The organism is Streptomyces sp. NPDC046860 (genome assembly GCF_040645115.1).
In the GTDB taxonomy this organism is placed as follows: domain Bacteria; phylum Actinomycetota; class Actinomycetes; order Streptomycetales; family Streptomycetaceae; genus Streptomyces.
Map to the genome: position 1 here is coordinate 540,463 of NZ_JBEYXQ010000001.1, position 24,099 is coordinate 564,561.

23 protein-coding genes and 1 riboswitch are annotated in these 24,099 nt (G+C 71.7%); of the genes, 17 read left to right on the forward strand and 6 right to left on the reverse strand.

Annotated features, from left to right (window positions below; translation table 11 throughout):
- Nucleotides 1-40: 40 nt before the first annotated feature.
- The 4 genes from ABZ898_RS02365 to ABZ898_RS02380 are packed head-to-tail and all read left to right on the forward strand — an operon-like array spanning nt 41 to nt 4,389.
- Entirely contained in the window at nt 41-511 is a 471-nt protein-coding gene (locus ABZ898_RS02365; protein ID WP_361651898.1) for a redoxin domain-containing protein, read from the forward strand.
- Entirely contained in the window at nt 504-1,811 is a 1,308-nt protein-coding gene (locus ABZ898_RS02370; protein ID WP_361651899.1) for an MFS transporter, read from the forward strand. Before ABZ898_RS02365 ends, ABZ898_RS02370 begins: the two co-directional genes overlap by 8 nt.
- Entirely contained in the window at nt 1,808-3,037 is a 1,230-nt protein-coding gene (locus ABZ898_RS02375; RefSeq protein ID WP_361651900.1) for an ATP-grasp domain-containing protein, read from the forward strand. The genes ABZ898_RS02370 and ABZ898_RS02375 overlap by 4 nt, the downstream gene beginning before the upstream one ends.
- The gene (locus ABZ898_RS02380) at nt 3,034-4,389 is read left to right on the forward strand and encodes a hypothetical protein (RefSeq protein ID WP_361651901.1); all 1,356 of its coding nucleotides are present in this window, start codon (nt 3,034-3,036) and stop codon (nt 4,387-4,389) included. Before ABZ898_RS02375 ends, ABZ898_RS02380 begins: the two co-directional genes overlap by 4 nt.
- On the opposite strand, the gene ABZ898_RS02385 is transcribed toward ABZ898_RS02380, so the two are convergent.
- Nucleotides 4,374-5,252: a protein phosphatase 2C domain-containing protein gene (locus ABZ898_RS02385; protein WP_361651902.1), complete on the reverse strand. Its 879-nt coding sequence runs from the start codon at nt 5,250-5,252 to the stop codon at nt 4,374-4,376. The two genes, ABZ898_RS02380 and ABZ898_RS02385, sit on opposite strands and share 16 nt — an antisense overlap.
- A gap of 214 nt (nt 5,253-5,466) precedes the next feature.
- Nucleotides 5,467-5,991 (reverse strand): MarR family transcriptional regulator, encoded by a 525-nt coding sequence (locus ABZ898_RS02390; protein WP_361651903.1) that lies wholly within the window; start codon nt 5,989-5,991, stop codon nt 5,467-5,469.
- Between the two features lie 166 nt (nt 5,992-6,157).
- Between ABZ898_RS02390 and ABZ898_RS02395 the strand changes: the two genes are divergently transcribed.
- From ABZ898_RS02395 to ABZ898_RS02405, 3 genes are all read left to right on the forward strand, one after another.
- Nucleotides 6,158-7,177, forward strand: coding sequence for an LLM class flavin-dependent oxidoreductase (locus ABZ898_RS02395; RefSeq protein WP_361651904.1), 1,020 nt, complete (start codon nt 6,158-6,160; stop codon nt 7,175-7,177).
- Nucleotides 7,178-7,338: 161 nt separating this feature from the next.
- A complete protein-coding gene (locus ABZ898_RS02400; RefSeq protein WP_361651905.1) occupies nt 7,339-7,851 on the forward strand; it encodes an Imm50 family immunity protein in 513 nt (170 codons plus the stop codon).
- A complete protein-coding gene (locus ABZ898_RS02405) occupies nt 7,838-8,209 on the forward strand; it encodes a hypothetical protein (RefSeq protein ID WP_361651906.1) in 372 nt (123 codons plus the stop codon). Before ABZ898_RS02400 ends, ABZ898_RS02405 begins: the two co-directional genes overlap by 14 nt.
- On the opposite strand, the gene ABZ898_RS02410 is transcribed toward ABZ898_RS02405, so the two are convergent.
- The 4 genes from ABZ898_RS02410 to gcvT form a co-directional block, all read right to left on the reverse strand.
- Nucleotides 8,206-9,573 (reverse strand): L-serine ammonia-lyase, encoded by a 1,368-nt coding sequence (locus tag ABZ898_RS02410; protein ID WP_361651907.1) that lies wholly within the window; start codon nt 9,571-9,573, stop codon nt 8,206-8,208. The two genes, ABZ898_RS02405 and ABZ898_RS02410, sit on opposite strands and share 4 nt — an antisense overlap.
- Before the next feature lie 113 nt (nt 9,574-9,686).
- Nucleotides 9,687-10,955, reverse strand: a complete 1,269-nt coding sequence (glyA, locus tag ABZ898_RS02415; protein WP_361651908.1) for a serine hydroxymethyltransferase — start codon at nt 10,953-10,955, stop codon at nt 9,687-9,689.
- A 15-nt stretch (nt 10,956-10,970) separates the two neighbouring features.
- Nucleotides 10,971-11,348 (reverse strand): glycine cleavage system protein GcvH, encoded by a 378-nt coding sequence (gene gcvH / locus ABZ898_RS02420; RefSeq protein ID WP_361651909.1) that lies wholly within the window; start codon nt 11,346-11,348, stop codon nt 10,971-10,973.
- A 121-nt stretch (nt 11,349-11,469) separates the two neighbouring features.
- Entirely contained in the window at nt 11,470-12,588 is a 1,119-nt protein-coding gene (gcvT, locus tag ABZ898_RS02425; protein WP_361651910.1) for a glycine cleavage system aminomethyltransferase GcvT, read from the reverse strand.
- 158 nt (nt 12,589-12,746) lie between these two features.
- Nucleotides 12,747-12,835: riboswitch (glycine riboswitch) on the reverse strand.
- Between the two features lie 180 nt (nt 12,836-13,015).
- Between gcvT and ABZ898_RS02430 the strand changes: the two genes are divergently transcribed.
- The 10 genes from ABZ898_RS02430 (at nt 13,016) to ABZ898_RS02475 (ending at nt 24,092) form a co-directional block, all read left to right on the forward strand.
- Nucleotides 13,016-13,681 carry an AAA family ATPase gene (locus ABZ898_RS02430; protein ID WP_361651911.1) on the forward strand — a complete coding sequence of 222 codons (666 nt, stop codon included), beginning with the start codon at nt 13,016-13,018 and terminating at the stop codon, nt 13,679-13,681.
- A gap of 64 nt (nt 13,682-13,745) precedes the next feature.
- Nucleotides 13,746-14,537, forward strand: coding sequence for an enhanced serine sensitivity protein SseB (locus ABZ898_RS02435; protein WP_361651912.1), 792 nt, complete (start codon nt 13,746-13,748; stop codon nt 14,535-14,537).
- Nucleotides 14,538-14,687: 150 nt separating this feature from the next.
- Nucleotides 14,688-15,473: an enhanced serine sensitivity protein SseB C-terminal domain-containing protein gene (locus ABZ898_RS02440; protein WP_361651913.1), complete on the forward strand. Its 786-nt coding sequence runs from the start codon at nt 14,688-14,690 to the stop codon at nt 15,471-15,473.
- 520 nt (nt 15,474-15,993) lie between these two features.
- The gene (locus ABZ898_RS02445; RefSeq protein ID WP_361651914.1) at nt 15,994-17,001 is read left to right on the forward strand and encodes an ABC transporter permease; all 1,008 of its coding nucleotides are present in this window, start codon (nt 15,994-15,996) and stop codon (nt 16,999-17,001) included.
- 71 nt (nt 17,002-17,072) lie between these two features.
- Nucleotides 17,073-18,866 (forward strand): ABC transporter substrate-binding protein, encoded by a 1,794-nt coding sequence (locus ABZ898_RS02450; protein WP_361651915.1) that lies wholly within the window; start codon nt 17,073-17,075, stop codon nt 18,864-18,866.
- A gap of 110 nt (nt 18,867-18,976) precedes the next feature.
- Nucleotides 18,977-19,975 carry an ABC transporter permease gene (locus ABZ898_RS02455; RefSeq protein ID WP_361651916.1) on the forward strand — a complete coding sequence of 333 codons (999 nt, stop codon included), beginning with the start codon at nt 18,977-18,979 and terminating at the stop codon, nt 19,973-19,975.
- Complete coding sequence (locus tag ABZ898_RS02460; RefSeq protein WP_361651917.1) at nt 19,972-21,069, forward strand: ABC transporter ATP-binding protein; 1,098 nt, start codon at nt 19,972-19,974, stop codon at nt 21,067-21,069. The genes ABZ898_RS02455 and ABZ898_RS02460 overlap by 4 nt, the downstream gene beginning before the upstream one ends.
- Nucleotides 21,066-22,415, forward strand: coding sequence for a dipeptide ABC transporter ATP-binding protein (locus ABZ898_RS02465; protein WP_361651918.1), 1,350 nt, complete (start codon nt 21,066-21,068; stop codon nt 22,413-22,415). The genes ABZ898_RS02460 and ABZ898_RS02465 overlap by 4 nt, the downstream gene beginning before the upstream one ends.
- An 87-nt stretch (nt 22,416-22,502) precedes the next feature.
- Nucleotides 22,503-23,162 carry a trimeric intracellular cation channel family protein gene (locus tag ABZ898_RS02470; RefSeq protein ID WP_361651919.1) on the forward strand — a complete coding sequence of 220 codons (660 nt, stop codon included), beginning with the start codon at nt 22,503-22,505 and terminating at the stop codon, nt 23,160-23,162.
- A gap of 69 nt (nt 23,163-23,231) precedes the next feature.
- Complete coding sequence (locus ABZ898_RS02475) at nt 23,232-24,092, forward strand: thioesterase family protein (protein WP_361651920.1); 861 nt, start codon at nt 23,232-23,234, stop codon at nt 24,090-24,092.
- The last annotated feature ends 7 nt before the right edge of the window (nt 24,093-24,099 follow it).

Genomic DNA, 24,099 nt, shown 5'->3' on the forward strand with positions numbered 1-24,099 from the left:
TCCCCCGTCGCACCCGCGCACCCCACCCGTAAGGAACCCCATGCAGCACACCGTCAGCACGCCCGAAGGCCCTCTCGCCGTGCCGTCGCCCGACCACGAGTGGACCGTCCTGTTCTTCATCACCGAACCCGGCATCGGGGAGCGCGTGCCCGAACTGGGCGGCTGCACCACGGGACTGTGCTCCGCCCGCGACGCGGCCGCCCGGTTCGCCCGCGCCGACGCGCGGGTGCTCGGCGTCAGCGCCCACGCGCCGGGCGAGCTGGCGGAGTTCGCCACCGAACGCGCCCTCGGCTACCCGCTGATCGGCGACAAGGACCTCTCCCTCGGCCGCGCGCTCGGCGTGCCCGAGGTACGCGCCGAGGGCCGGACCCTGTTCGAGCGCGCCGGAGTCGTCCTGGACCGCACCGGCGCCGTCCGCTCCCTGGTCCACCCCGTGCCCGACCCCGAGCGCCACGCCGAGCTGGTCCTCGGCGAACTGGCCCGGCTTATCGGTGAGGACGTACATGACTGACGCACCGTCAGCCAGGTGGTCCGGCCGGATACGGGCCCTGCTGCCGGAGCGGGGGGCGCCGCGCGCGCTCGTCCTGTCCACCTTCGTGGGCCAGACCGGCAGCGGGCTCCTCCTCCCGGTCAGCGCGCTCTTCTTCACCCGCTCCGTCGGCCTTTCCGCCGCCCAGGTCGGCGTCGGCCTCGCCGTGGCCGGGCTCACCGGCCTGGCGGCGGCCGTCCCGGCCGGCCGGGTCGCCGACCGCTTCGGCGCGCGCGGCACCTATGCCGCCGCCCTCGCCGGACAGGCCCTCGCCACCGCCTCGTTCGCGCTGGTCCACTCCCTGTGGGGATTCATCCTCGTCACCTGCGCCGCCGCCGTCGCCGAACGCGGGGGCGCGGCCGCGCGCGGCGCCGTCATCAGCGGCGTCGGCGTCGGCGAGGCCCGGGTGCGGCTGCGCGCCCTGCTGAAGTCCGTCACCAACGCCGGGCTCAGCATCGGCACCGCGCTCGCCGCGTTCGCCCTCGCCGCCGACAGCCGCGCCGCCTATCTGACCGTCGTCCTGCTCAACGCCTGCGCCTACGTACTGGCCGCCCTGCCGCTCCGCAAGGTGCCCCCGGTCCGGCCCGCGCCCACCGGCGAGGCGGTGCCCGCCCGGCGCACCGTCCTGCGCGACCGCCCCTACGCCCTGGTCACCCTGATCTGTGGACTGACCAGCATCCACTACGACGTGCTGTCCCTGGCCCTGCCGCTGTGGATCGCCGACCACACCAGCGCCCCGGAGTGGACCATCTCCGCCGTGGTGCTCGCCAACACCGTGCTGGTCGTCCTGCTCCAGGTGCCGTTCTCCCGGGGCACCGGGGACGTGGACACCGCCGCCCGCGCGGTCCGCCGCGCCGGCCTCGTGCTCCTCGCGGGCTGGGCCGCCATCGCCTGCGCCGTCCTCACCTCCGCGCCGCTCGCCGCGGTCGGCCTGCTGCTGGCGGGCATGGTCCTGCACACGGCCGGCGAACTCTGGCAGTCCGCGGGCGGGTACGGCCTCAGCTACGAACTCGCCCCCGACGGCTCGCACGGCGAGTACCAGGGCTTCTTCTCCCTCGGCCGGGGCGTCACCGGTGTCGTGGCCCCGCTGGCGCTGACCACGCTCCTGCTCGCCCCCGGCCCCGACTGGCGCCCGGTGGGCGGCTGGCTGCTGCTGGGCGCCGTCGTCGCCCTGATCGCCTCCGCCGCCCCGCACGCCGCGCGCCGGGCCCGGCCCGCCCCCGCCACCCCCGTCGTCCCACGGGTCACCAAGGACCCGGCGCTCACCCAGGAATCCGTATGAACGGCACAGGCCCCTCCGCCGCCCCGACCGTCCTCGTGCTCGGCGGCGGCACCCGGCTGCCCAGGGCACTGCGCGCCCACGGCTGCCACGTCCTGTACGGCGGCACGCTCGCCGAGTTCGGCCCCGGCCACCAGGACGCCTGCGACGAGGCGCTGCTGCTGTCCGGCGCCGACGGCGACGCCTGGCTCGACCACGCCCTCGCCCTGCACAAGGCCGTCCCCTTCGACCGGGTCGTCACCGTCCGCGAACGCTTCCTGACCACCGCCGCCCGCATCCGCGACGCCCTCGGCCTGCCCGGCAACCCGCCGCGCACCGTGCTGCTGCTCAAGGACAAGGCGCGGATGCGCGAGGCCCTCGCGGACGCGCCGGGCGCGCCCGCCGTCCAAGCCGCGCTGATGCGGGCGCCGGGCGACCTGGCCGCCTTCGCCGAGCGGGCCGGACTGCCCGTCGTGCTCAAGCCGCGCGACGGCTCGGGCAGTCAGGGCATCCACGTGCTGCGGGACACGGCCGACGTGGAGCGGGCCGCCCGGCTGGTCGAGGCCGCGCCGGACACGCTGCTCGCGGAGGAGTTCCTCGCCGGGCCCGAGTACAGCGTGGAGTCCTTCTCCCGCGCCGGGGAGCACCACGTGCTCGCCGTCACCGAGAAGTTCACCGGCGACAACGCCGTGGAGATCGGCCACCTCGTGCCCGCCCGCGTCGACGCCGCCCGGCACCGGGCGCTGGAGGCCGCCACTTCGGCCTTCCTCGACGCGGTGGGGCTGACGGACGGGCCCGCGCACACGGAGATCATCGTCACCCCGCGCGGGCCGCGCGTCGTGGAGTCCCACGACCGCCCCGGCGGCGACGGCATCATCGACCTCGTCCGCGAGGTCACCGGCGCGGACGTACGCGACCTGCTCGCCGCGCACGTGGCGGGAGCCGTGCCGCCCGCGCCCGCCGCCACCGCCGGCGCGGCCGCCGTATGGTTCCTGACCGCGCCGCCCGGCCCGGTCACGGAGATCACCGGCGAGGAGGCCGCCGCGGCGGGTCCGGGCGTGGTCGACACCGCCCTGGACGTCGCCCCCGGCGACACGGTTCCCGAGCTGCGCGGCTCGGACGACCGCTGCGGCTGGGTCCTCGCGGTCGGCGACGACCCCGGCCAGGCCCTGGCCCGCGCCCGTGCCGCCGCCGCCGAGATCCGCATCACGACAAGGCCCGTACCGGGCGAGGAGACACCCGCCCCATGACGACCGCCCCGCCCGCCACTCTCACCGACCGCTACCTGGCAGGCCCCGGACGCCGCCCCCTCACCCTCCGCGACCCGGACCCGGCCCGGCTGGACCTCGTCCACCAGGCCCTGGAGGACCGCTTCCTCAGCCGGCCCGCCTTCCTCACCGCGGACGAGGCCGGCCGGCTCCAGGCCGACCTCGACGGGGTGACCGACCTGCTGTTCACCCTGCCCGAACGCCTCTTCGGCGGGGACCCGCACGCCTTCGCTGCGGCGGTCGGACTGCGCCCCGAACAGTCCCGGCTCGCCCTGCGGCCCCCGGTGCCCGAGCCCGCCCGCATCGGCCGCGCCGACCTCTACCGGGACCGGACCGGCTTCCGCATGCTGGAGTTCAACATCAGCAGCGCGCTGGGCGGCCTCCAGATCGCGGAACTCAACCGGCTCACCCTGGCCGACCCCGAACTGGCCGCGTTCGCCGCGCGGGAGCACCTGCGCTTCCCCGACCCGGCCGCCGTGCTCGCCGGACAGCTGCGGCAGGCCGCGGGCCGTACGGGGGAGACCTGCCGGGTCGCCCTCATGGACTGCCCCGACGGCTACCGCGCCACCGAACCGGAGATCACCGCGCTCGCCGCGCTGCTCGCCCCGCACGGCATCGAGGCGTACGGCTGCCACACCGGCCAGGTCCGCGAGTCCGGCGGCCGCCTCCTGGCCGGCGGACGCCCCGCCGACCTGGTGTACCGCTACTTCACCCTGGGCGAGCTGACCGCCGACGCGGCCACGCTCGTCGAGGCCGAGGCGCTGCTCGACCTGTTCGCCCGGTGCGGGGTGCCCGTGCTGTCCCCGCTGCGCACCTCCATGCACGGCAACAAGCGGGCCCTGGCCATGCTCTGGGAGGACCGCTGCCAGGACACCCTGGACGCGGGGGAGCGGGACCTCGTACGCCGCCTGCTCCCGTGGACCCACGAACTGCGCCCCGGCACGGCCCGCGTCGACGGCGAGCGGGCCGACCTGCTCGCGTACTGCCGGCGCCACCGCGAGCGCCTGGTGCTCAAGCCCGCGCACGGCCTCGGCGGCTCCGGCACCGTACTGGGCCGCGCGGTCGACGACGCCCGCTGGGCGGCGAGCCTGGAACAGGCCCTGGCCACCCCGCACATCGTGCAGGAACTGGTCACCCCGCTCCCCGAGACCTTCCCCGGCCGGGAGAGCGGGGAGCCCGAGCCCTGGGTGCTGAACTGGGGGGCCTTCCTCATCGGCCGCGCCTACGCGGGCGCCTTCCTGCGCGGCCTGCCCGCCGGCCGCGCCGACGTCATCTCCTACGCCGCCGGCGCCCACGCGGGCTGCGTCTTCCAGCAGGCTCAGCCGAACACGTAGTACGCGACGGCCGCCGCCACCACGACGGCGGCCAGCACGAGCACGGTGCGTCCCCGCCGCCCCCGGCGCTCCGGGGCGGGGGTGTCCTCCTGCAGGGGAGCGCGCGCGATGACCGGGGCCTCGTCGGGGGCGTAGGCGTCGCCGTGGACGACGTCCGCGACCACCACGGAGACGTTGTCGTTGCCGCCCGCGCCGAGCGCCAGCTCGACCAGCCGGTCGGCGGCGTCGTCCCGGCCGGGCAGGCCGAGCGTCACGGCCAGTTCGGACTCGGCCACCAGATCACTCAGCCCGTCCGAGCACAGCAGGAAGCGGTCGCCGGGCAGCGTCTCCAGCCGGAACAGCGCGGGGCTCAGCGACTCCCCGCCCACCAGGGCCTTGGTCACCATGGACCGCTGCGGATGCGCGAGCGCCTCGGCCGCGGTGATCCGGCCGTCGTCCAGCAGGGTCTGCACCAGCGAGTCGTCGCGGGTCAGCAGCACCAGCTCGCCGTCGCGCATCAGATACGTACGCGAGTCGCCGACGTTGGCCACGATGAACCGGTCGCTGTCGGCCTCCATCAGGACCGCCGTGATGGTGGTCCCCATCCCCTCCAGCTCCGGCGAGGAGCGCACCGCGCGGGCGATGGCCAGGTTCCCGGCGAGTATCGCCTCGCGGAGCGCCTCCATGGGCTCCGCCCGGGTGCGCTCCGGCCCCAGCTCGGCCATGTGCGAGATGACGACGGAGCTGGCCACCTCGCCCCCGGCATGACCGCCCATCCCGTCCGCCACCACGAGGAGATGGGGAGCCGCGTACACGGAGTCCTCATTGACTTCCCGGATGAGCCCCTTGTCGGTGCGGACGGTGAACTGGAGGGTCAGAGACATGTGTTCTCCTGGCTGGCGGAGCCGATCCGGCGACGGCGTCTTCCACCGCGGCGGGACGGGAAGGAGGGGGGAGAAGAGGCAAGGCAGAGGGCGTCCGGGCACACCACACCAGACTCACCCGAGTCTCTTCGCCCCAGGTGAGGAAGTCAAGTTCCGCTCATCGCTGCCGAGTTGAGGGTGCGGGTGCTCCGGGTCCCGCACGGCGCGCGCCCGGCTAGCGGTCCTCGCGCTCCGTCGCCGGCACCGTGTCGCCAATGACTTCGGTCAACCGGCCGAGCTGGGTGGCGAGTTCGTGGCGCTCGCGCGGGGTGAAGCAGCGGGAGAGCGCCTCGGTCTGGCGGCCCCGCAGCTCCGTCCGCATGGCGGTGAGGCGGTCGGCGCCGTCCTCGGTGAGGCGGACGAGGACCTGGCGCTCGTCGTGCGGGGAGCGCTGCCGGGTGACCACACCCGCGGTCTCCAGCTGCTTGAGCATGCGGGTGGCGGTGGGGACGCTGACCTCGGCGGTGGCGGCGAGCCTGCCGACCGGGAGGCCGTCCTCGGGCGCGGCCGCGGCGAGGGGCTCCAGCAGGGTGAGCTGGGCCATGGAGAGCCCGGCCCCGGAGCGGCCCATGGTGGCCGCGCGGGAGCGGCGCATCGCGTAGAACGGCCGGTCGGCGGCCTGCGCCAGCTCTCGTACGCCCGCGTCGGCCCCGGCGGGGTCCCGCGGGTCCTCCCCGGTGCGGTTGCTCGTCTCTGCCATGACTGTTGGCTTACTCAAGGAAGTAGTTAGCAGGCTAAGTATCAGGGTTCCTTCGGGGCATGTGCTGACCGGAGGCCCACGGGCACCGGCTCTGATTGCGGGCCGGTCCCGGCTGTGACACCTTCGCAGTGGAGGCACTCCGCACGCGAAGACGGGGGGCGCCCACATGACGGCCTCGCGCGTTCCGCTGTCGGTCCTCGACCTCGTACCCGTGGCATCGGGCACCGACACGGCCACCGCCCTCGACCAGTCCGTGGAGATGGTCGGGCTCGCGGACTCCCTCGGCTACCACCGGTACTGGTACGCCGAGCACCACAACGTCATCACCTTCGCCTCCTCGGCGACCTCCCTGCTCATCGGCCGGGCCGCCGAGCACAGCACCCGCATCCGGCTCGGCTCGGGCGGCGTCATGCTGCCCAACCACAGCCCGCTGATGGTCGCCGAGTACTACGGCACGCTCGCCGAGATGTACGGCGACCGCATCGACCTCGGACTCGGCCGCGCACCGGGCACCGACCCGACCACGGCGGCCGCGCTGCGCCGGGGCGCGGCCGCCACCGACACGTTCATCCAGGACGTCGTCGACCTGCACCGCTACCTCGGCCCCGACGACGGGCCCGAAGCGGAGGTGCAGGCCGTGCCGGGCCGGGGCACCCAGGTCCCGCTGTGGATGCTGGGGTCGAGCCTGGACGGCGCGGCCGTCGCCGCCTACCTCGGACTGCCCTACGCCTTCGCCTCCCACTTCGCCCCGCAGCTGCGGCACGAGGCGCTCGCGCTGTACCGGGAGCGCTTCACGACGGAGTCCGGCATCGCCGAGATCAAGCGTCCCTACGCCATGGCCGGCGTCAACGTCCTGGTGGCGCCGACCGACGACGAGGCGCACCACCTGTTCACCACGGCCCAGCAGATGGTCGCCGGCATCTACACCGGCCGGCGCGGCCCCCTGCGCCCGCCCGTCCGGGACCTGGAGACCGTGATCGGCCCCCAAGCCGCCCGGTTCGCGGACGACTTCCAGCAGGTACGCGCCGTCGGCTCACCCGGGACGGTGGTAGCCGAGCTGGAGGCGCTGGTCGCGGACCTGGAGGCCGACGAACTCATCATCACGACCTACACCTACGACCCCGCGCACCGCGCCCGCTCCTTCACCCTCCTCGCCGAGGCCTGGGGCCTGGACGGCACGCCCTGAACCGCGCGGTCAGCTCCGCGCGCCCTCCTGCCAGTCGCGGCGGCGGACGCGGGGCCGGTCCAGCACCTTGCCGACCGTGCCCCACTCCTCGCGGCCCAGCCGGGTCAGCGCCCGGCGGCCCCGGAACGGCCAGCTCCCCGGACACGAGCGACACTGTCGCGGTGACCGCCGAACTCTCCCCCCGGAACAGCGAGGCTCTCGCCCCGCTCTACGGCCCGGACCCTCTGGACCTGAGTTCCGTCAGACTCCGGTCCGTCCACCTCGACTGGCACGGCCCCACCGTGACACTGCGGCTGGACCTGCCCGCTCCGCCCTTGCCGTTGCCGGAGGAATGGGCGGCCGCAGGCGTCGACACGGTGCAGGGACAGCTCCAGTTCCTGGCCGTGGAGGACTTGGAACTGGACACCTGGGAACCCGGACCGCTCATGTCCGTCGAACTGGCCGTGCTCGGTGAGAGCAGGCACAGGATGCGCGTCGCGGTGTCGCACGGCGGCAAGCCCGGCTTCCTCCGCTTCACCTGCGGTACCGATGTGCTCGCCGGCCACATCAGCGGATTCCGCGTCGGCCCGGAGGGCGAGGACAGCGGGCCTCACCACTTCCGCGGCAGACTCGGCACCAGGCTCCACACCACGGTTCCCGACCCGAGCGAGAAGACCTTCTATGAACACCTCTGAGGGCGCCGCCGAGAACAGCCCGGAGCTCCCAGCGCTGTGCACGCACGAGATCCTGAGCGCCAGCGACCTCTTCTACGTCCACTTCGACGAACGAGGCCGCTCCGTCACCCTCGGATTCTCCCGTGCGCACGGCACCGAGGGCTTCGAGTTCTATCTGCGCTTCCCCGATGTACGGGACGTGCGCGTGCGGGGTTGGGGCGCCCCGGGGCGGAAGGACGTCCACGTCGAAAGAGCACCCGACGGCACGGTCCAGGTGTCCGCCTCCTCCGACGGATCGTCGCTCCGCTTCCGCGCCGCCGACGCCACCCTGTCACGTACCCGCGATTTCGCGAGCGCCGCTCAGGGACCGTGTCCCTAGCACTCGATGATGTTCACAGCCAACCCGCCCCGCGCCGTCTCCTTGTACTTGACGCTCATGTCCGCCCCCGTCTCCTTCATGGTCTTGATGACCTTGTCGAGGGAGACCTTGTGGGAGCCGTCGCCGCGCATCGCCATCTTGGCGGCGGTGACGGCCTTCACCGAGGCCATGCCGTTGCGTTCGATGCAGGGGATCTGGACCAGGCCGCCGACGGGGTCGCAGGTCAGGCCGAGGTTGTGCTCCATGCCGATCTCGGCCGCGTTCTCCACCTGCTCGGGGGAGCCGCCGAGGACCTCGGCGAGGGCGCCCGCGGCCATGGAGCAGGCGGAGCCGACCTCGCCCTGGCAGCCGACCTCGGCGCCGGAGATGGAGGCGTTCTCCTTGAAGAGCATGCCGATCGCGCCCGCCGCCAGCAGGAAGCGGACCACGCCCTCCTCGTCCGCGCCGGGAATGAAGTCCATGTAGTAGTGCAGCACCGCCGGGATGATGCCGGCCGCGCCGTTGGTGGGCGCGGTGACCACGCGGCCGCCCGCCGCGTTCTCCTCGTTCACCGCCATCGCGTAGAGGGTGATCCACTCCATGGCGTGCGCGAGTGCGTTGCCCTCGGCGCGGAGCTGGCGGGCCGAGACGGCCGCGCGGCGGCGCACCTTCAGGCCGCCCGGCAGGATGCCCTCGCGGGACATGCCCCGGGCCACGCACTCGCGCATGACCCGCCAGATCTCCAGCAGGCCCGCGCGGATCTCGTCCTCGGTGCGCCAGGCCCGCTCGTTCTCCAGCATCAGCGCGGAGATCGACAGACCCGTCTCCTTGGTGAGCCGCAGCAGCTCGTCACCCGTGCGGAACGGGTACTTCAGCACCGTGTCGTCCAGCACGATCCGGTCCGCGCCGACCGCCTCCTCGTCCACGACGAAGCCGCCGCCGACCGAGTAGTACGTCTTGGTCAGCAGCTCCGCGCCCGAGGCGTCGTACGCCCACAGCGTCATGCCGTTGGCGTGGTACGGCAGGGTCTCGCGGCGGTGCAGGACCAGGTCGTCGTCGAAGGAGAAGGCGATCTCGTGCTCGCCGAGCAGGCTGAGCCGGCCCGCCTCGCGGATCGCCTCGACGCGGGCGTCGGCGCCCTCCACGTCCACGGTGCGCGGGGAGGCGCCCTCCAGGCCCAGCAGCACCGCCTTCGGGGTGCCGTGGCCGTGGCCGGTGGCGCCGAGCGAGCCGTACAGCTCGCAGCGGACGGCGGCGACGGGGTCCAGCAGACCCTCGTTGCGCAGACGGCTGGCGAACATGCGCGCCGCCCGCATCGGGCCGACCGTGTGGGAGCTGGACGGGCCGATGCCGATCGAGAACAGGTCGAAGACCGAGACGGCCACGGTGACTCCTCAATACGAACAGGTACAGACAGGTGCGAAAGGTGGTGCGGACACGGCACGGGTGCCCCGCCCACCGGCAGTGGGCGGGGCACCCGGGTGACACATACGGGGTACTACTCGCCCAGCGTCGGATACAGCGGGTGCTTGTCCGCCAGCGCCCGCACGCGGGCCGCGAGCGCCTGCGCGTCGTACGACGGCCCCAGCGCCAGCGCGATCACGTCCGCGACCTCGGCGAAGTCCTCGGCGGTGAAGCCGCGGGTGGCCAGGGCCGGCGTGCCGATCCGCAGACCCGAGGTGACCATCGGGGGCCGCGGGTCGTTCGGGACGGCGTTGCGGTTGACCGTGATGCCGACCTCGTGGAGACGGTCCTCGGCCTGCTGCCCGTCCAGCTCCGACTCACGCAGGTCCACCAGGATCAGGTGCACGTCGGTGCCGCCGGAGAGCACGTTCACCCCGGCCTCGCGGGCGTCCGGCGCGGTCAGCCGCTCGGCCAGGATGCGGGCACCCTCCACCGTACGACGCTGGCGCTCCTTGAAGCCCTCCGAGGCCGCGACCTTGAAGGAGACCGCCTTGGCGGCGATCACGTGCTCCAGCGGGCCGCCCTGGAAGCCGGGAAAGACCGAGGAGTTCAGCTTCTTGGCGAAGTCCTTCTTGGCCAGGATGATGCCGCCGCGCGGGCCGCCGAGCGTCTTGTGCGTGGTGGAGGTCACCACGTCCGCGTACTCGACCGGGTTCGGGTGCAGGCCCGCCGCGACCAGACCGGCGAAGTGCGCCATGTCCACCCACAGGTACGCCCCGGCCTCGTCCGCGATCCGGCGGAACTCCGCGAAGTCGAGCTGCCGCGGGTACGCCGACCAGCCCGCGATGATCACCTTCGGGCGGTGCTCCTTGGCGAGGCGCTCGACCTCGGCCATGTCGACCAGGCCGCTCTCCTCGTCGACGTGGTACGCGACCACGTCGAACTGCTTGCCGGAGAAGTTCAGCCGCATCCCGTGGGTGAGGTGGCCGCCGTGCGCCAGGTCGAGCCCGAGGATGGTGTCACCGGGCTGGGCCAGCGCGAACAGCGCCGCCTGGTTGGCGGAGGCGCCGGAGTGCGGCTGGACGTTGGCGTACTCGGCGCCGAACAGCTCCTTGAGCCGGTCGATGGCGATCTGCTCGGCCACGTCGACGTGCTCGCAGCCGCCGTAGTAGCGGCGGCCCGGGTAACCCTCGGCGTACTTGTTGGTCAGGACCGAACCCTGGGCCTCCATCACCGCGAGCGGTGCGAAGTTCTCGGAGGCGATCATCTCCAGGGTCGACTGCTGGCGGCGCAGCTCGGCGTCGACCGCGGCGGCGATCTCCGGGTCCAGCTCGTGCAGGGGCGTGTTCAGGACGTCAGTCATACGGCTTCCGGCTCCTCAGCCTGCGATGTAGGCGGTGTACTCGTCGGCGGTCAGCAGGTCCTCCGGCTGCGCGGCGACGCGCACCTTGAACAGCCAGCCGCCCTCGAAGGGCTCGGAGTTCACCAGCGAGGGGTCGTCCACGACGTCCTGGTTGACCTCGGTGATCTCACCGGAGACGGGGGAGTACAGCTCGGAGACCGACTTGGTGGACTCCAGCTCGCCGCAGGACTCGCCCGCGGTGACCTCGGCGCCGACCTCGGGGAGCTGCACGAAGACCACATCGCCGAGCGCGTTGGCCGCGTGCTCGGTGATGCCGACCGTCGACGCGCCGCCCTCGGCGGCCGACAGCCACTCGTGCTCCTTGCTGTAGCTCAACTGCTGCGGGTTGCTCATGACCAGAATTCTCCTGTACGCGAGGACGTGCTCGTCGGGGGAAAAGGGCTCGAACCGCTGAAGAGCGGGTGAAATGTGCGCAGGGTCACGCCGCGGGGCGGCCGCACCCGGCGCCGGTGTCCTACTTGGCGCGCTTGTAGAAGGGCAGCGCCACGACCTCGTACGGCTCGTGGCTGCCCCGGATGTCCACGCCCACACCCGCGGTCCCGGGCGCCGCGTGCGCGGCGTCGACGTAGGCGATGGCCAGCGGCTTGCCGAGGGTGGGGGAGGGGGCGCCGGAGGTGACCTCGCCGATCACCACGCCGTCCGCGACGACGGCGTACCCGGCGCGCGGCACCCGGCGGCCCTCGGCGACCAGGCCGACCAGGACGCGCGGCGGCTCGGCCTCGGCGCGCTCGGCGGCCTGCGCGAGCGCCTCGCGGCCGACGAAGTCGCCCTCCTTGCCGAACTTGACCACGCGGCCCAGACCGGCGTCGAAGGGCGTCAGCCCGGTCGTCAGCTCGTGCCCGTACAGCGGCATGCCCGCCTCCAGGCGCAGGGTGTCCCGGCAGGACAGGCCGCACGGGACCAGGCCGACGGCGGCGCCGGCCTCCATCAGCGCCTCCCACAGCTGCGGCGCGTGCTCGGGCTTCACGAACAGCTCGAAGCCGTCCTCGCCGGTGTAGCCGGTACGGGCGATCAGCGCGGGCACGCCCGCGACGGTGCCGGGCAGCCCGGCGTAGTACTTCAGGCCGTCGAGGTCGGCGTCGGTGACGGACTTGAGGATGCCGGGGGACTCCGGGCCCTGGACGGCGAGCAGCGCGTAGGCGTCGCGGTCGTCGCGGACCTCGGCGTCGAAGCCGGCCGCGCGCTCGGTCAGCGCGTCCAGCACGACCTGGGCGTTGGAGGCGTTGGCCACCACCATGTACTCGTGCTCGGCGAGGCGGTAGACGATCAGGTCGTCCAGGATGCCGCCGTCGGCCCGGCAGATCATGGTGTAGCGGGCGCGGCCCACACCGACCGAGGCGAGGTCGCCGACGAGGGCGTGGTTGAGCAGCGCGGCGGCCTGGGGGCCGGTCACCGTGATCTCGCCCATGTGCGAGAGGTCGAACAGTCCGGCCCGGGTGCGCACCGCCACGTGCTCGTCACGCTCGGAGCCGTAGCGCAGGGGCATGTCCCAGCCGGCGAAGTCGGTCATCGTCGCGCCGTGCGAGCGGTGCACGGCGTCGAGCGCGGTGTGACGGAGTTCGGTGCTACTCATCGGTCGTCTCCCAGGACAACGGGGATGGGGCGAGGAACGTTCCTCCCCATCTGTCATCGGAACCTGAGAGGTTCGCCATGACCCTCCCCGAGGGGGGTCGTCACGGCTTGCACCTTGGGTGGGGCCACTGCCGTCAGCGGCCCGCTTTTCAGATGTGCCTCGCCCACGCGGTAACGGTGCCTGAGAGATTCAAGGGAGGGACTTGCTCCTTCGGCGCCCCGGCTGGGGACTCTCCCGCGCGGATTCAAACGGCCGGTATGCAGTTGGCGGGCACATCATCGCACGGCCGGGCCCGGCCCTGAAGGGCCCACCGGCTGTGACATGCCCGTAGCCGTCCGGGGACCCAACCGGCGACCTCGCGCATTACCTTCTCTTTACATTGGTTGGGCACCAGATGACTGAAGCCCACAGGGGGAGGACGATCACGGTGAACAGACCCACGGTGTACGCCACGACCACCGGCATCCCGGTGCCGCAGCAGCCCGCGGCGCCCGTCCGCGAGCGCCGGGCCGGGCCGGTGCCGGCCGTCCGCGACCTGCGCGACCGCCCCGGCGGCGGCCCGCGCACCCTGCGCTTCGGCCCCCGCGACCTCGCCGTCGTCACCGGTCTGCCCGGCAGCGGCAAGTCCACCCTCATGCGCCGTACGGTCCCCGGCCACCGCGTCGACTCCCAGGACGCCCGCGACCGCTGGGCCGCCCGCCTCCCCGCCGCCCTCCCCTACGCGCTCTACCGCCCCCTGGTCCGCCTCGCCCACTACGCCGGGCTGCGCAGGGCCCTGCGCAGCGGCGAGGGCGTCGTCGTGCACGACTGCGGCACCCAGCCCTGGGTGCGCGCCTGGCTCGCCCGCGAGGCCCGCCGCCGGGGCGGCGCCCTGCACCTGATCCTGCTCGACGTGCCCGCCGCCACCGCCCGGCAGGGCCAGCGCGAACGCGGCCGGGGCGTCTCCCGGTACGCCTTCCGGCGCCACCGCTCGGTCACCGCCCGCCTGCTGGACGCCCTGGAGCACGGCGAGCGCCCCGCCGGCTGCGACGCGGTGGTCCTCATGGACCGCGCCTCGGCGAACGGCCTGAGCCGGATCGAGTTCGCCGAGTGAACCGCGGCACCCGTACCGGTTAGCCTTCTGCACCACAGCACGACTCCCAGCAGGCGGTAGGCACATGGACTTCCCGGCGGACCTTCCCGCGGACTTCCCGGCACAGGCACACCCCCACCCGCACGGCGGATGGCCCGGCAACGAACTGGAGGAGGTCCTCTCCGCCTCCCTCGGCATACCCGCGGCCGGCGCCCGCGTCGTCGAGGTGCTGGCGCGCAGCTTCGTGTGGATACCCCTGCCCAACGGCGGCGGCCCGCACAGCGGCCCCCTCGACCTGCCCACCGTCGACATCGACGGCCAGGTGTACGTCCCGGTCTTCTCCTCCGAGGAGCAGTTCCGCCAGTCGCCCGGCGGGCACCTCCCGCACACCGTCGCCCCCGCCGTGGAGTTCGCGCGCGGCCTGCCGCCGCAGGCGGGCGTCGTCATCAACCCCGGCGGGGTGGCCGGACTCCCGCTGCCCCCGGAGGCGGTGGCCGAACTGAGCCGCTCCGGGCGCACTCCGCTGGACGGTCCGGCCACGGGCGGCCGGGTCCGGCTCTTCGAGCCCGACTGGCAGGAGGACCCGGTGGACTTCCTCACCGCCGCCTCCGCCGAGTTCGCCGCGACCGGCGTGGTCGTCAGCGCCCGCCGCTGCCTCGCCGTCATCGAGACCGCCGAGCCGGTCCTGTTCGTCGGCGTCGAACTCTCCCAGTGGGAGGGGGACGCCCAGGCCCTCCCCCTGGACGCCCTCGGCAAGGCCCTCGGCCGCGCCCCGGCCCCCTGGCCCGTCAACCTGGTCCTCCTGGACGCCGCCCAGGACCCGGTGTCCGACTGGCTGCGGGCGAACGTCCGCCCCTTCTACCAATGGGGCAACTGACCAGCGCAGTCCCGGCCTCGCGGGGGCGCGGGGAACGGACGCGACAAGCCACGACGCACCCGCACCCGCGAACCGGCTCAACCCCTCGCCCGGGCAGGCGCTTAAGCTGTCATCACACGCGGGGAACAGAACGAAGGGGCGGTAGGACAGGTGAGCGCGAGCCCAAGCGGCAGCGTCGAGCACATGCTGCGCCAGGTCACTCCCGGACGCTATGACGCCTACGAGGCACTGCTCCGCGCCCTCGCCACCCCTTCGTCGGGCCAGATCTGGATGCTGCTGTGGCACGGCCAGGCCGGTTCGCCCGACGCGCAGTACGCGAACATGCGGGTCGACGACTTCGGTTACGCCCCCTGCGTGACCTCCGCGCAGGAACTCTCCGCCAGCGGCTGGAGCCGGTCCTACGAGGTGGTCGACGGCCTCGACGTCGCCCGCACCCTCTACCCGGACCACTACGGCCTCTGGCTCAACCCGCACGCCCCCGGCGGCGGCGTGGGCATCCCCTGGCTGGACCTGCGCCGCATCGCCACCGGCCTCGACCGCCGGCCCGCCGGACCGCTGCGGCTGTCCGAACCGGCCATCGAGGTACCGCAGTTCTACGCCCTGCTGGCGCAGAACGCCCACCGCACCCCGGCCCTGCGCTCACTGCGCCGGGCCTGGGTGCAGCCCGCCCTCGGCGCCCCGTACCTCGCCCTGGGCCTGGACGTGTACGACACCACCCCGGCCGCCGTCGACTCCGTCCGCGCGATGATGCAGCAGTCGGTCGGCGCGGTCCCCGAGGGTCTGCCGGTCTCCACGGTCGCCATGACCGACGAGTACGACCCCGTCGTGATGTGGATGCGCGCCAACTCCCGGCCGTTCTACGACCGTGAGGCGCACGGCGCCGGGGCGTCGGTCACGGGCGGCTATCCGGTCGCGCCCCCGCGCGGGGCCTACTGACCCCGGGGGCGCGGCGCCGCGCCCCTTTCTCTTTTGTCTTTTTACCTTTCCCTGGTAATTCCCCTCTTCCGGAATCCCGCATTTCAAGGGCCGCTCCGGCATTTCGGCATGCCCGAAGGCCGGCTGCGAACTGTGCCCGGGCGATCCGGAAGATCTGTGTGAACCAGGTGTTCGTCACGCCCTGTTCCGGGTAGGTCACGTGGAGGTCCCGTGTTGCGACGGTGTGAACTGCCCAGGTATTAGGACGTGTTCACGCGCAAATGCCAGTGATTGGCTGCCTTTGGCGCGCGTCGTCCCGAATTCACCTGTGTCCTACCGCTGTTACCCGTCGTTCGGATATCGGAACGTGCCTGCTTGCATCACGTTTAGGCATCCATTCATCGTCAACTCTGGAAACCGATCGCCCAGGCGTTGAAGACTCCCGATCCAGGGGTGCTCACCCCGTGTACGACAGTCTTCGAAGCCGCTCGCGCGGCAAGTGTGGGCCGGTTCAGGCCGGTTGAGAGGGGTCCCTGTCAGAATGACGGCACCATTGCACGAGCCGACCGCTGACGCGGCCCCGAACGCGCTCGAGGAAGCCGAGGTGGCGAGCGCCAAGGCGAAGGACGTCCAGGGACGTTCGCTGGGGCGCATCGCCTGGGAGCGGCTGAAGCGGGACAAGCTCGCCCTGACCGGCGGCACCGTGGTCGTCCTGCTCATCGTGATCGCCCTGCTGGCGCCGGTCCTCAGCCAGCTGCTCGGCCAGGACCCGGACCTCCACCACGAGGACCTGATCGATCCGCTGTTCGGGACGCCCAAGGGTTCCCTGGGCGGCATCAGCGGCGAGCACCTGCTGGGCGTCGAGCCGGTCAACGGCCGCGACATCCTCTCCCGCATCCTCTACGGTGCGCAGATCTCGCTCCTGGTCGGCTTCCTGTCGGCCGTGGTGGCCGTCTTCCTCGGCACCGTGCTCGGCATCCTCGCCGGGTTCTTCGGCGGCTGGGTCGACTCCGTGATCAGCCGGGTGATGGACGGTCTGCTCGCCTTCCCGCAGCTGCTGTTCATCATCGCGCTCGTCTCGGTGATGCCCAGCAGCATGCTGGGGCTGAGCGGTTCGGCGGTCCGTGTCTTCGTGATGATCCTGGTCATCGGCTTCTTCGGCTGGCCCTACATCGGCCGCGTGGTGCGCGGCCAGACCCTCTCGCTGCGTGAGCGCGAGTACGTCGACGCGGCCCGCTCGCTGGGCGCCGGACGGTTCTACATCCTGTTCAAGGAGCTGCTGCCCAACCTGGTCGCGCCGATCATCGTCTACTCCACGATGATGATCCCGACCAACATCCTCACCGAGGCGGCCCTGAGCTTCCTGGGCGTGGGCGTCAAGCCGCCCACCGCCTCCTGGGGCCAGATGCTCTCGAACGCGATCGACTACTACGACTCGGACCCCATGTACATGGTGGTCCCCGGTGTGGCGATCTTCATCACCGTTCTTGCCTTCAACCTGTTCGGCGACGGCGTCCGGGATGCCCTGGACCCCAAGGCTTCCCGCTGACCACGCCGTACCCCCAAGCGACCCGTGGAACCAGCACGGGGTCTCTCATCAAATCCGGAGGATCCGAGATCGTGACTACCCAACGCACCTCAGGGCGGGCCAAGCGGACCGCGGCCGCTGCCGCCGTGGTCGCGGCACTGCTGACCACGGCCGCGTGCGGCGGCGGCGACGACAACGGCGGCGGTTCGAAGAACGGTGCGGCCGGCTTCGACGCGGCCAACAACAAGGTCGCCCAGGCGTCCGAGGCCAAGAAGGGCGGCACCCTGCGCTTCGGGTCCGTCCAGGACGCCGACTCGTGGGACACCACGCGCGGCTACTACGGCTTCATGTGGAACTTCTCCCGCTACTACAGCCGCCAGCTGGTCACGAACAAGACCGAGCCGGGTGCCGCGGGCGCCGAGATCACCCCGGACCTCGCCACCGCCGCCGCCAAGGTCAGCGACGACGGCAAGACCTACACGTACACCCTGCGCGACGGTGTGACGTGGGAGGACGGCAAGCCGATCACGTCCAAGGACGTCAAGTACGGCATCGAGCGCGTGTGGGCGCAGGACGTGCTGTCCGGCGGTCCGACCTACCTGAAGGAGGTCCTGGACCCGAAGGCCGAGTACAAGGGCCCCTACAAGGACAAGGCCAAGGACCACCTGGGCCTGAAGGCCATCGAGACCCCGGACGACAAGACCATCGTCTTCCACCTCCCCGAGGCCAACTCGGACTTCGAGGAGATGCTGGCGCTGACCTCGGGTTCCCCGGTCCGCCAGGACATGGACACCAAGTCCAAGTACGGCCTGAAGCCGTTCTCCTCGGGCCCGTACAAGTTCGCCTCGTACGCCCCCGGCAAGGACCTCAAGCTGGTCCGCAACGAGAACTGGAAGGCGTCCTCGGACCCGGTCCGCAAGGCGTACCCGGACGCGATCACCATCAAGTTCTTCTCCAACGCCAACGACCTGGACCAGCGTCTGATCAACGGCGACCTGGACATCGACCTGGCCCAGACCGGCATGTCGCCCCAGGGCCGCACGGCCGCCCTCAAGCAGCACAAGGGCAACCTGGACAACCCGGTCTCCGGCTACGTCCGTTACGCCACCTTCCCGCAGAGCGTGAAGCCGTTCGACAACGAGCACTGCCGCAAGGCCGTGATCTACGGTGCCGACCACGTCTCGCTCCAGACCGCCCGTGGCGGCCCGGTCGCCGGCGGCGACATCGGCACCAACATGCTCCCGCCGTCGGTCCCCGGCGCCGAGGGCCAGAAGTACGACCCGTACGGCGTGGCCGGTGCCAACAAGAACGGCAACGTCGCCAAGGCCAAGGAGGAGCTGAAGGCCTGCGGCAAGCCGAACGGCTTCAGCACCACCATCGCGGTCCGCAACAACAAGCCGGTCGAGGTGGCCACCGCCGAGTCGCTGCAGGCCTCGCTGAAGAAGATCGGCGTCAAGGTCCAGATCGACCAGTTCGACGGTGCGCAGACCCCCGGCATCATCGGTAGCCCCGCCAACGTGAAGAAGAAGGGCTACGGCATCATCATCATGGGCTGGGGCCCGGACTTCCCGTCCGTGCAGGGCTACGGTCTCCCGCTGTGGAACAGCAAGTACGTCCTCGAGAGCGGCAACAACAACTACGCCCTCATCAAGGACAAGAAGATCGACGGCCTCTTCGGCGACTACGTGAAGACGCTGGACGACGCCGGCAAGACCAAGATCGCCACTGAGATCAACCACAAGGTGATGGAGGGCGGTTACTACCTGCCCTTCGTCTTCGAGAAGTTCATCAACTGGCGCTCGGACCGCGTCGCGAACATCTACACGTCGAACGGCTACAGCGGCATGTACGACTTCGTCAACCTCGGTCTGAAGTCCTCGAAGTAACCCCGGCACACCCGCCGAACGGCACGAAAGGCAGGTGAAGGCCGGCGCGGCGAGACCGTGAACCGCCGGAGGATCTCCGGCGGTTCACGGTCCGCGGCGGGCCGTAAGCTGTGCTCGCTTACCTCATCAGGCGGCTCTTCGCCGCCGCAGTGATGCTCGTGGTCATCGTCATGGTGGTCTTCGGCATCTTCTTCCTCGTCCCCAAGTGGGCGGGGGTCGACGTCGCCACGAGTTTCGTGGGCAAGCAGGCCGACCCCGCGGCAGTCGAGGCGATCCGGGAGAAGCTCGGTCTGGGCGACCCGATCTTCCAGCAGGTGTGGGAGTTCTTCAAGGGCATCTTCGTGGGCCGCACGTACGCGGCCGGCGGCGATGTCACCCACTGTGCCGCACCCTGCTTCGGTTACTCGTTCCGCAGCGAACAGGCCATCTGGCCGGTGCTGACGGACCGTTTCCCGGTCACGCTGTCCCTCGCGCTCGGCGCGGCGGTCCTGTGGCTGGTCTTCGGTGTCGCGGCGGGTGTCCTCTCCGCGCTCAAGCGGGGCACCCTGTGGGACCGCACCGCCATGGTGGTGGCCCTGGGCGGCGTCTCGCTCCCCATCTACTTCACCGGTCTGCTCTCCCTGGCGGTCTTCTCCTACGGGCTCGGGCTGATCGACGCCCAGTACGTGCCCCTGGACGAGAGCATCGGCGGCTGGTTCGGCGGCATGATCCTGCCCTGGATCACCCTGGCCTTCCTGTACGCGGCGATGTACGCCCGGATCACCCGCGCCACCATGCTGGAGATCCTCGGCGAGGACTACATCCGCACCGCGCGTGCCAAGGGCCTCAAGGAGCAGACGGTCATCGGCAAGCACGCCATGCGCTCCACGATGACCCCCATCCTGACCATGCTCGGCATGGACCTCGGCGCCCTCATCGGCGGCGCGATCCTGACCGAGACGACGTTCAGCCTGCCCGGCCTCGGCCAGGCCGTCCTGGGCGCCATCAAGAACCAGGACCTGCCCGTCATTCTGGGCGTCACCCTGATCACCTCGGTGGCGGTGCTGGTGGCCAACCTCCTGGTGGACATCCTGTACGCCGTGATCGACCCGCGCGTGAGGCTCTCATGACCGAACTCAGCAAGACCGGAGCCGCGGTGGGCGAGCCCGCCGAGACCAAGTCCGCCGACAAGGCGTTCCTGGACGTGCGCGACCTCAAGGTGCACTTCCCGACCGACGACGGCCTGGTCAAGTCCGTCGACGGCCTGACCTTCACGCTGGAGAAGGGCAAGACCCTCGGCATCGTGGGCGAGTCCGGCTCCGGCAAGTCGGTCACCTCGCTCGGCATCATGGGCCTGCACACCGCCGGCCAGTACGGCAAGCAGAAGGCCCGCATCTCCGGCGAGATCTGGCTGAACGGCACCGAGCTGCTGTCGGCCGACCCCGACCAGGTGCGCCGGATGCGCGGCCGCGAGATGGCGATGATCTTCCAGGACCCGCTGTCCGCGCTGCACCCGTACTACACGATCGGCCAGCAGATCGTGGAGGCGTACCGCATCCACCACGACGTCGACAAGAAGACCGCCCGCAAGCGCGCGGTCGAGATGCTCGACCGGGTGGGCATCCCGCAGCCGGACAAGCGGGTGGACAGCTACCCGCACGAGTTCTCCGGCGGTATGCGCCAGCGCGCCATGATCGCCATGTCGCTGGTCAACAACCCCGAACTGCTCATCGCCGACGAGCCGACGACCGCCCTGGACGTGACCGTCCAGGCGCAGATCCTCGACCTCATCCGCGACCTGCAGAAGGAGTTCGGCTCCGCGGTCATCGTCATCACCCACGACCTGGGCGTCGTCGCGGAACTCGCCGACGACATCCTGGTGATGTACGGCGGCCGCTGTGTCGAGCGGGGCCCGGCGGAGAAGGTGTTCTACGAGCCCCGGCACCCCTACACCTGGGGTCTGCTCGGTTCGATGCCGCGGCTCGACCGCGAGCAGCAGGACCGCCTGATCCCGGTGAAGGGCTCTCCGCCCTCCCTGATCAACATCCCGTCCGGCTGCGCCTTCAACCCGCGCTGCCCGTACGCCGACCTCCCCAAGGACAACGTGACCCGCACGGTCCGCCCCGAGCTGACCGAGGTCGGCAGCACGCACTGGGCCGCCTGCCACATGAGCACGGAGCAGCGGGAGCGGATCTGGACCGAAGAGATTGCGCCGAAGCTGTGAGCGACGAGAAGGCAGTGACGATCCCCGCGCAGGCCAAAGGCGACGCCGGCGCGGACGGCGAGATCCTGCTCAAGGTCAGCGGCCTGAAGAAGCACTTCCCCATCAAGAAGGGGCTGCTGCAGCGGCAGGTCGGCGCGGTGCACGCGGTCGACGGCATCGACTTCGAGGTGCGCGCCGGTGAGACCCTGGGCGTCGTGGGCGAGTCGGGCTGCGGCAAGTCCACGATGGGCCGGCTGATCACCCGCCTGGACGAGCCGACCGCGGGCACCATCGAGTTCGAGGGCAAGGACATCACCCACCTCGGGGTCTCGGGCATGCGCCCGATGCGCCGCGACGTGCAGATGGTCTTCCAGGACCCGTACTCCTCGCTGAACCCCCGGCACACCATCGGCACCATCATCGGGGCCCCCTTCCGGCTCCAGGGAGTCGAGCCCGAGGGCGGCATCAAGAAGGAGGTCCAGCGGCTGCTGTCGGTCGTGGGTCTCAACCCCGAGCACTACAACCGCTACCCGCACGAGTTCTCCGGCGGCCAGCGCCAGCGCATCGGCATCGCCCGCGCGCTCGCGCTCAAGCCGAAGCTGGTCGTCGCCGACGAGCCGGTCTCCGCGCTGGACGTGTCGATCCAGGCCCAGGTCGTCAACCTCATGGACGACCTCCAGGAGGAACTGGGTCTGACGTACGTGATCATCGCGCACGACCTCTCGGTCGTCCGGCACGTCTCGGACCGGATCGCGGTGATGTACCTCGGCAAGATGGTCGAGATCGCGGACCGCACCTCGCTGTACGCGGCGCCGATGCACCCGTACACCAAGGCGCTGATGTCGGCCGTGCCGATCCCGGACCCCAAGCGCCGGGGCGCCAAGAGCGAGCGCATCCTGCTCCGCGGCGACGTGCCCTCGCCGATCTCGCCGCCCTCGGGCTGCCGGTTCCACACCCGGTGCTGGAAGGCGACGGAGATCTGCAAGACCACCGAGCCGCTGCTCCTGGAGCTGCGCCCGGGCCAGCGGGTCGCCTGCCACCACCCGGAGAACTTCGCCGACCAGGCCCCGCAGGACACCGTCCTGCTGACGGCGGCGAAGGAGGCCTCCGAGCTGGTGCCGGACGCGGTGCTGGAGGAGTCGGCGGAGACGTCGGCCGCCGTCGCGGCGGAGGTGGCGGAGACCGCCACCCCCAAGACCGGGACGGAGAAGCCGGCGGTCACCAAGACCGAGAAGGCCGAGAAGGTCGAGAAGGCCGACACGGCCGAGAAGGCTGAGGCGGTCAAGGAGACCGACACGGCCGAGAAGCCCGAGACGGCCGCCCCGGTGGAGACGGCCGAGAAGGTCGAGAAGACGGACGAGAAGTAGTGAGGGGGCGGCCGCCGTTCACCCGGCGGCCGCCGCTCCCGCCTTGCTTCGCAAGGCGCACGCCCCGCGACAGGTCAGAATGTGCGGGTGCAGCTCGATCAGATCTTCAGTCCCTCCGTCCAGCACACGCTCGATGTCATCGGCATCTTCGTGTTCGCCATCTCCGGCGCCCTGCTGGCCGTCCGCAAGAACTTCGACGTCTTCGGCATGGCCGTGCTCGCCGAGGTGACCGCGCTGGGCGGAGGGCTCTTCCGTGATCTGATCATCGGTGCCGTGCCCCCGGCCGCCTTCACCGACCTCGGGTTCTTCGTCACCCCCCTGATCGCCACGGTCGTGGTCTTCTTCCTCCACCCGCACGTGGAGCGCATCCAGGCGGCGGTGCTCGTCTTCGACGCGGCCGGACTCGGCCTGTTCTGCGTCACCGGCACCACCAAGGCGTACAGCCACGGCCTCGGCCTGACCGCCTCCGCCACCCTGGGCCTCGCCACCGCCGTCGGCGGCGGTGTGCTGCGCGACGTGCTCGCCAACGAGGTGCCCTCGCTGCTGCGCTGGGACCGCGACCTGTACGCGGTGCCCGCGATCGTCGGCGCCACCATGGTGGTGCTCTGCATCCGCTTCGACGCCCTGACCTCCCTCACCAGCGGGCTCGCCGCCGCCGTGGCGTTCCTCCTGCGGCTGCTGGCCATGAGGTTCCACTGGCGGGCGCCGCGCGCCTGGAACCGGCGCTCCACCGTGACCGAGGAGTGAGACCCGCTGTTCACGCGGTCGCAACGCAGAAAGCTACCGCTTAGTAATGAACTGCTGTACCGTTCATCCATGCCAGAAGCAGCCTCCGCATCCGCCACCCGAGCCGTGATCGGCGACAGCGAGTTCGACCGTGACACGGCGGTCGTCCGGCGCGCGCCCGGCGTCTACGACATCGACCTCTCGGCCGGCTGGACCATCATCAGCGCCGTCAACGGCGGCTACCTGCTGGCTGTGCTCGGCCGGGCCCTCGCGGACGCGCTCCCGCATCCGGACCCGTTCACCGTCTCCGCGCACTACCTGACGGCCTCCCAGCCCGGCCCCGCGGTCGTCCGCACCGAGACCGTGCGCACCGGCCGCACCCTCTCCACCGGCCAGGCGTCGCTGTTCCAGTACGACGCCGAGGGCAACGAGGTGGAGCGCATCCGCGTCCTCGCCTCCTACGGCGACCTCGACGCCCTGCCCGACGACGTGCGGACGACGGCCACCCCGCCCGCGATCCCGCCCCTGGACCGGTGCCTCGGCCCCGCGGACGGCCCGGCCCCGGTCGACGGCAGCTCGGCCATCACCGAGCGGCTGATGCTCAAGCTGGACCCGGCCACCGTCGGCTGGGCGGTCGGCGCGCCCTCCGGCAAGGGCGAGATGCGGGCCTGGTTCGGGCTGGCCGACGGCCGCGACGCGGACCCGCTCTCGCTGCTGCTCGCGGTGGACGCGCTGCCGCCGACCGCGTTCGAGATCGGGCTGACCGGCTGGGTGCCCACCGTCGAACTGACCGTGCACGTCCGGCACCGGCCCGCGCCGGGGCCGCTGCGGGTGTCCATCACCACCCGCAATCTGGCCGGCGGCTTCCTGGAGGAGGACGCCGAGGTCTGGGACAGCGAGGACCGGCTGGTCGCGCAGTCCCGCCAGCTCGCCCGCGTCCGGCTGGGCTGAGCGCGCC

Excerpts from the sequence above, each read along its gene's own strand:
- ABZ898_RS02390 (WP_361651903.1), bottom strand. The coding sequence starts at position 5,991 with ATGGCAGAGACGAGCAACCGCACCGGGGAGGACCCGCGGGACCCCGCC.
- ABZ898_RS02405 (WP_361651906.1), top strand. The coding sequence starts at position 7,838 with ATGAACACCTCTGAGGGCGCCGCCGAGAACAGCCCGGAGCTCCCAGCG.
- ABZ898_RS02395 (WP_361651904.1), top strand. The coding sequence starts at position 6,158 with ATGACGGCCTCGCGCGTTCCGCTGTCGGTCCTCGACCTCGTACCCGTG.
- ABZ898_RS02375 (WP_361651900.1), top strand. The coding sequence starts at position 1,808 with ATGAACGGCACAGGCCCCTCCGCCGCCCCGACCGTCCTCGTGCTCGGC.
- ABZ898_RS02475 (WP_361651920.1), top strand. The coding sequence starts at position 23,232 with ATGCCAGAAGCAGCCTCCGCATCCGCCACCCGAGCCGTGATCGGCGAC.
- glyA (WP_361651908.1), bottom strand. The coding sequence starts at position 10,955 with ATGACTGACGTCCTGAACACGCCCCTGCACGAGCTGGACCCGGAGATC.
- gcvT (WP_361651910.1), bottom strand. The coding sequence starts at position 12,588 with ATGAGTAGCACCGAACTCCGTCACACCGCGCTCGACGCCGTGCACCGC.
- ABZ898_RS02380 (WP_361651901.1), top strand. The coding sequence starts at position 3,034 with ATGACGACCGCCCCGCCCGCCACTCTCACCGACCGCTACCTGGCAGGC.
- gcvH (WP_361651909.1), bottom strand. The coding sequence starts at position 11,348 with ATGAGCAACCCGCAGCAGTTGAGCTACAGCAAGGAGCACGAGTGGCTG.
- ABZ898_RS02435 (WP_361651912.1), top strand. The coding sequence starts at position 13,746 with ATGGACTTCCCGGCGGACCTTCCCGCGGACTTCCCGGCACAGGCACAC.
- ABZ898_RS02370 (WP_361651899.1), top strand. The coding sequence starts at position 504 with ATGACTGACGCACCGTCAGCCAGGTGGTCCGGCCGGATACGGGCCCTG.
- ABZ898_RS02445 (WP_361651914.1), top strand. The coding sequence starts at position 15,994 with ATGACGGCACCATTGCACGAGCCGACCGCTGACGCGGCCCCGAACGCG.
- ABZ898_RS02460 (WP_361651917.1), top strand. The coding sequence starts at position 19,972 with ATGACCGAACTCAGCAAGACCGGAGCCGCGGTGGGCGAGCCCGCCGAG.
- ABZ898_RS02365 (WP_361651898.1), top strand. The coding sequence starts at position 41 with ATGCAGCACACCGTCAGCACGCCCGAAGGCCCTCTCGCCGTGCCGTCG.
- ABZ898_RS02385 (WP_361651902.1), bottom strand. The coding sequence starts at position 5,252 with ATGTCTCTGACCCTCCAGTTCACCGTCCGCACCGACAAGGGGCTCATC.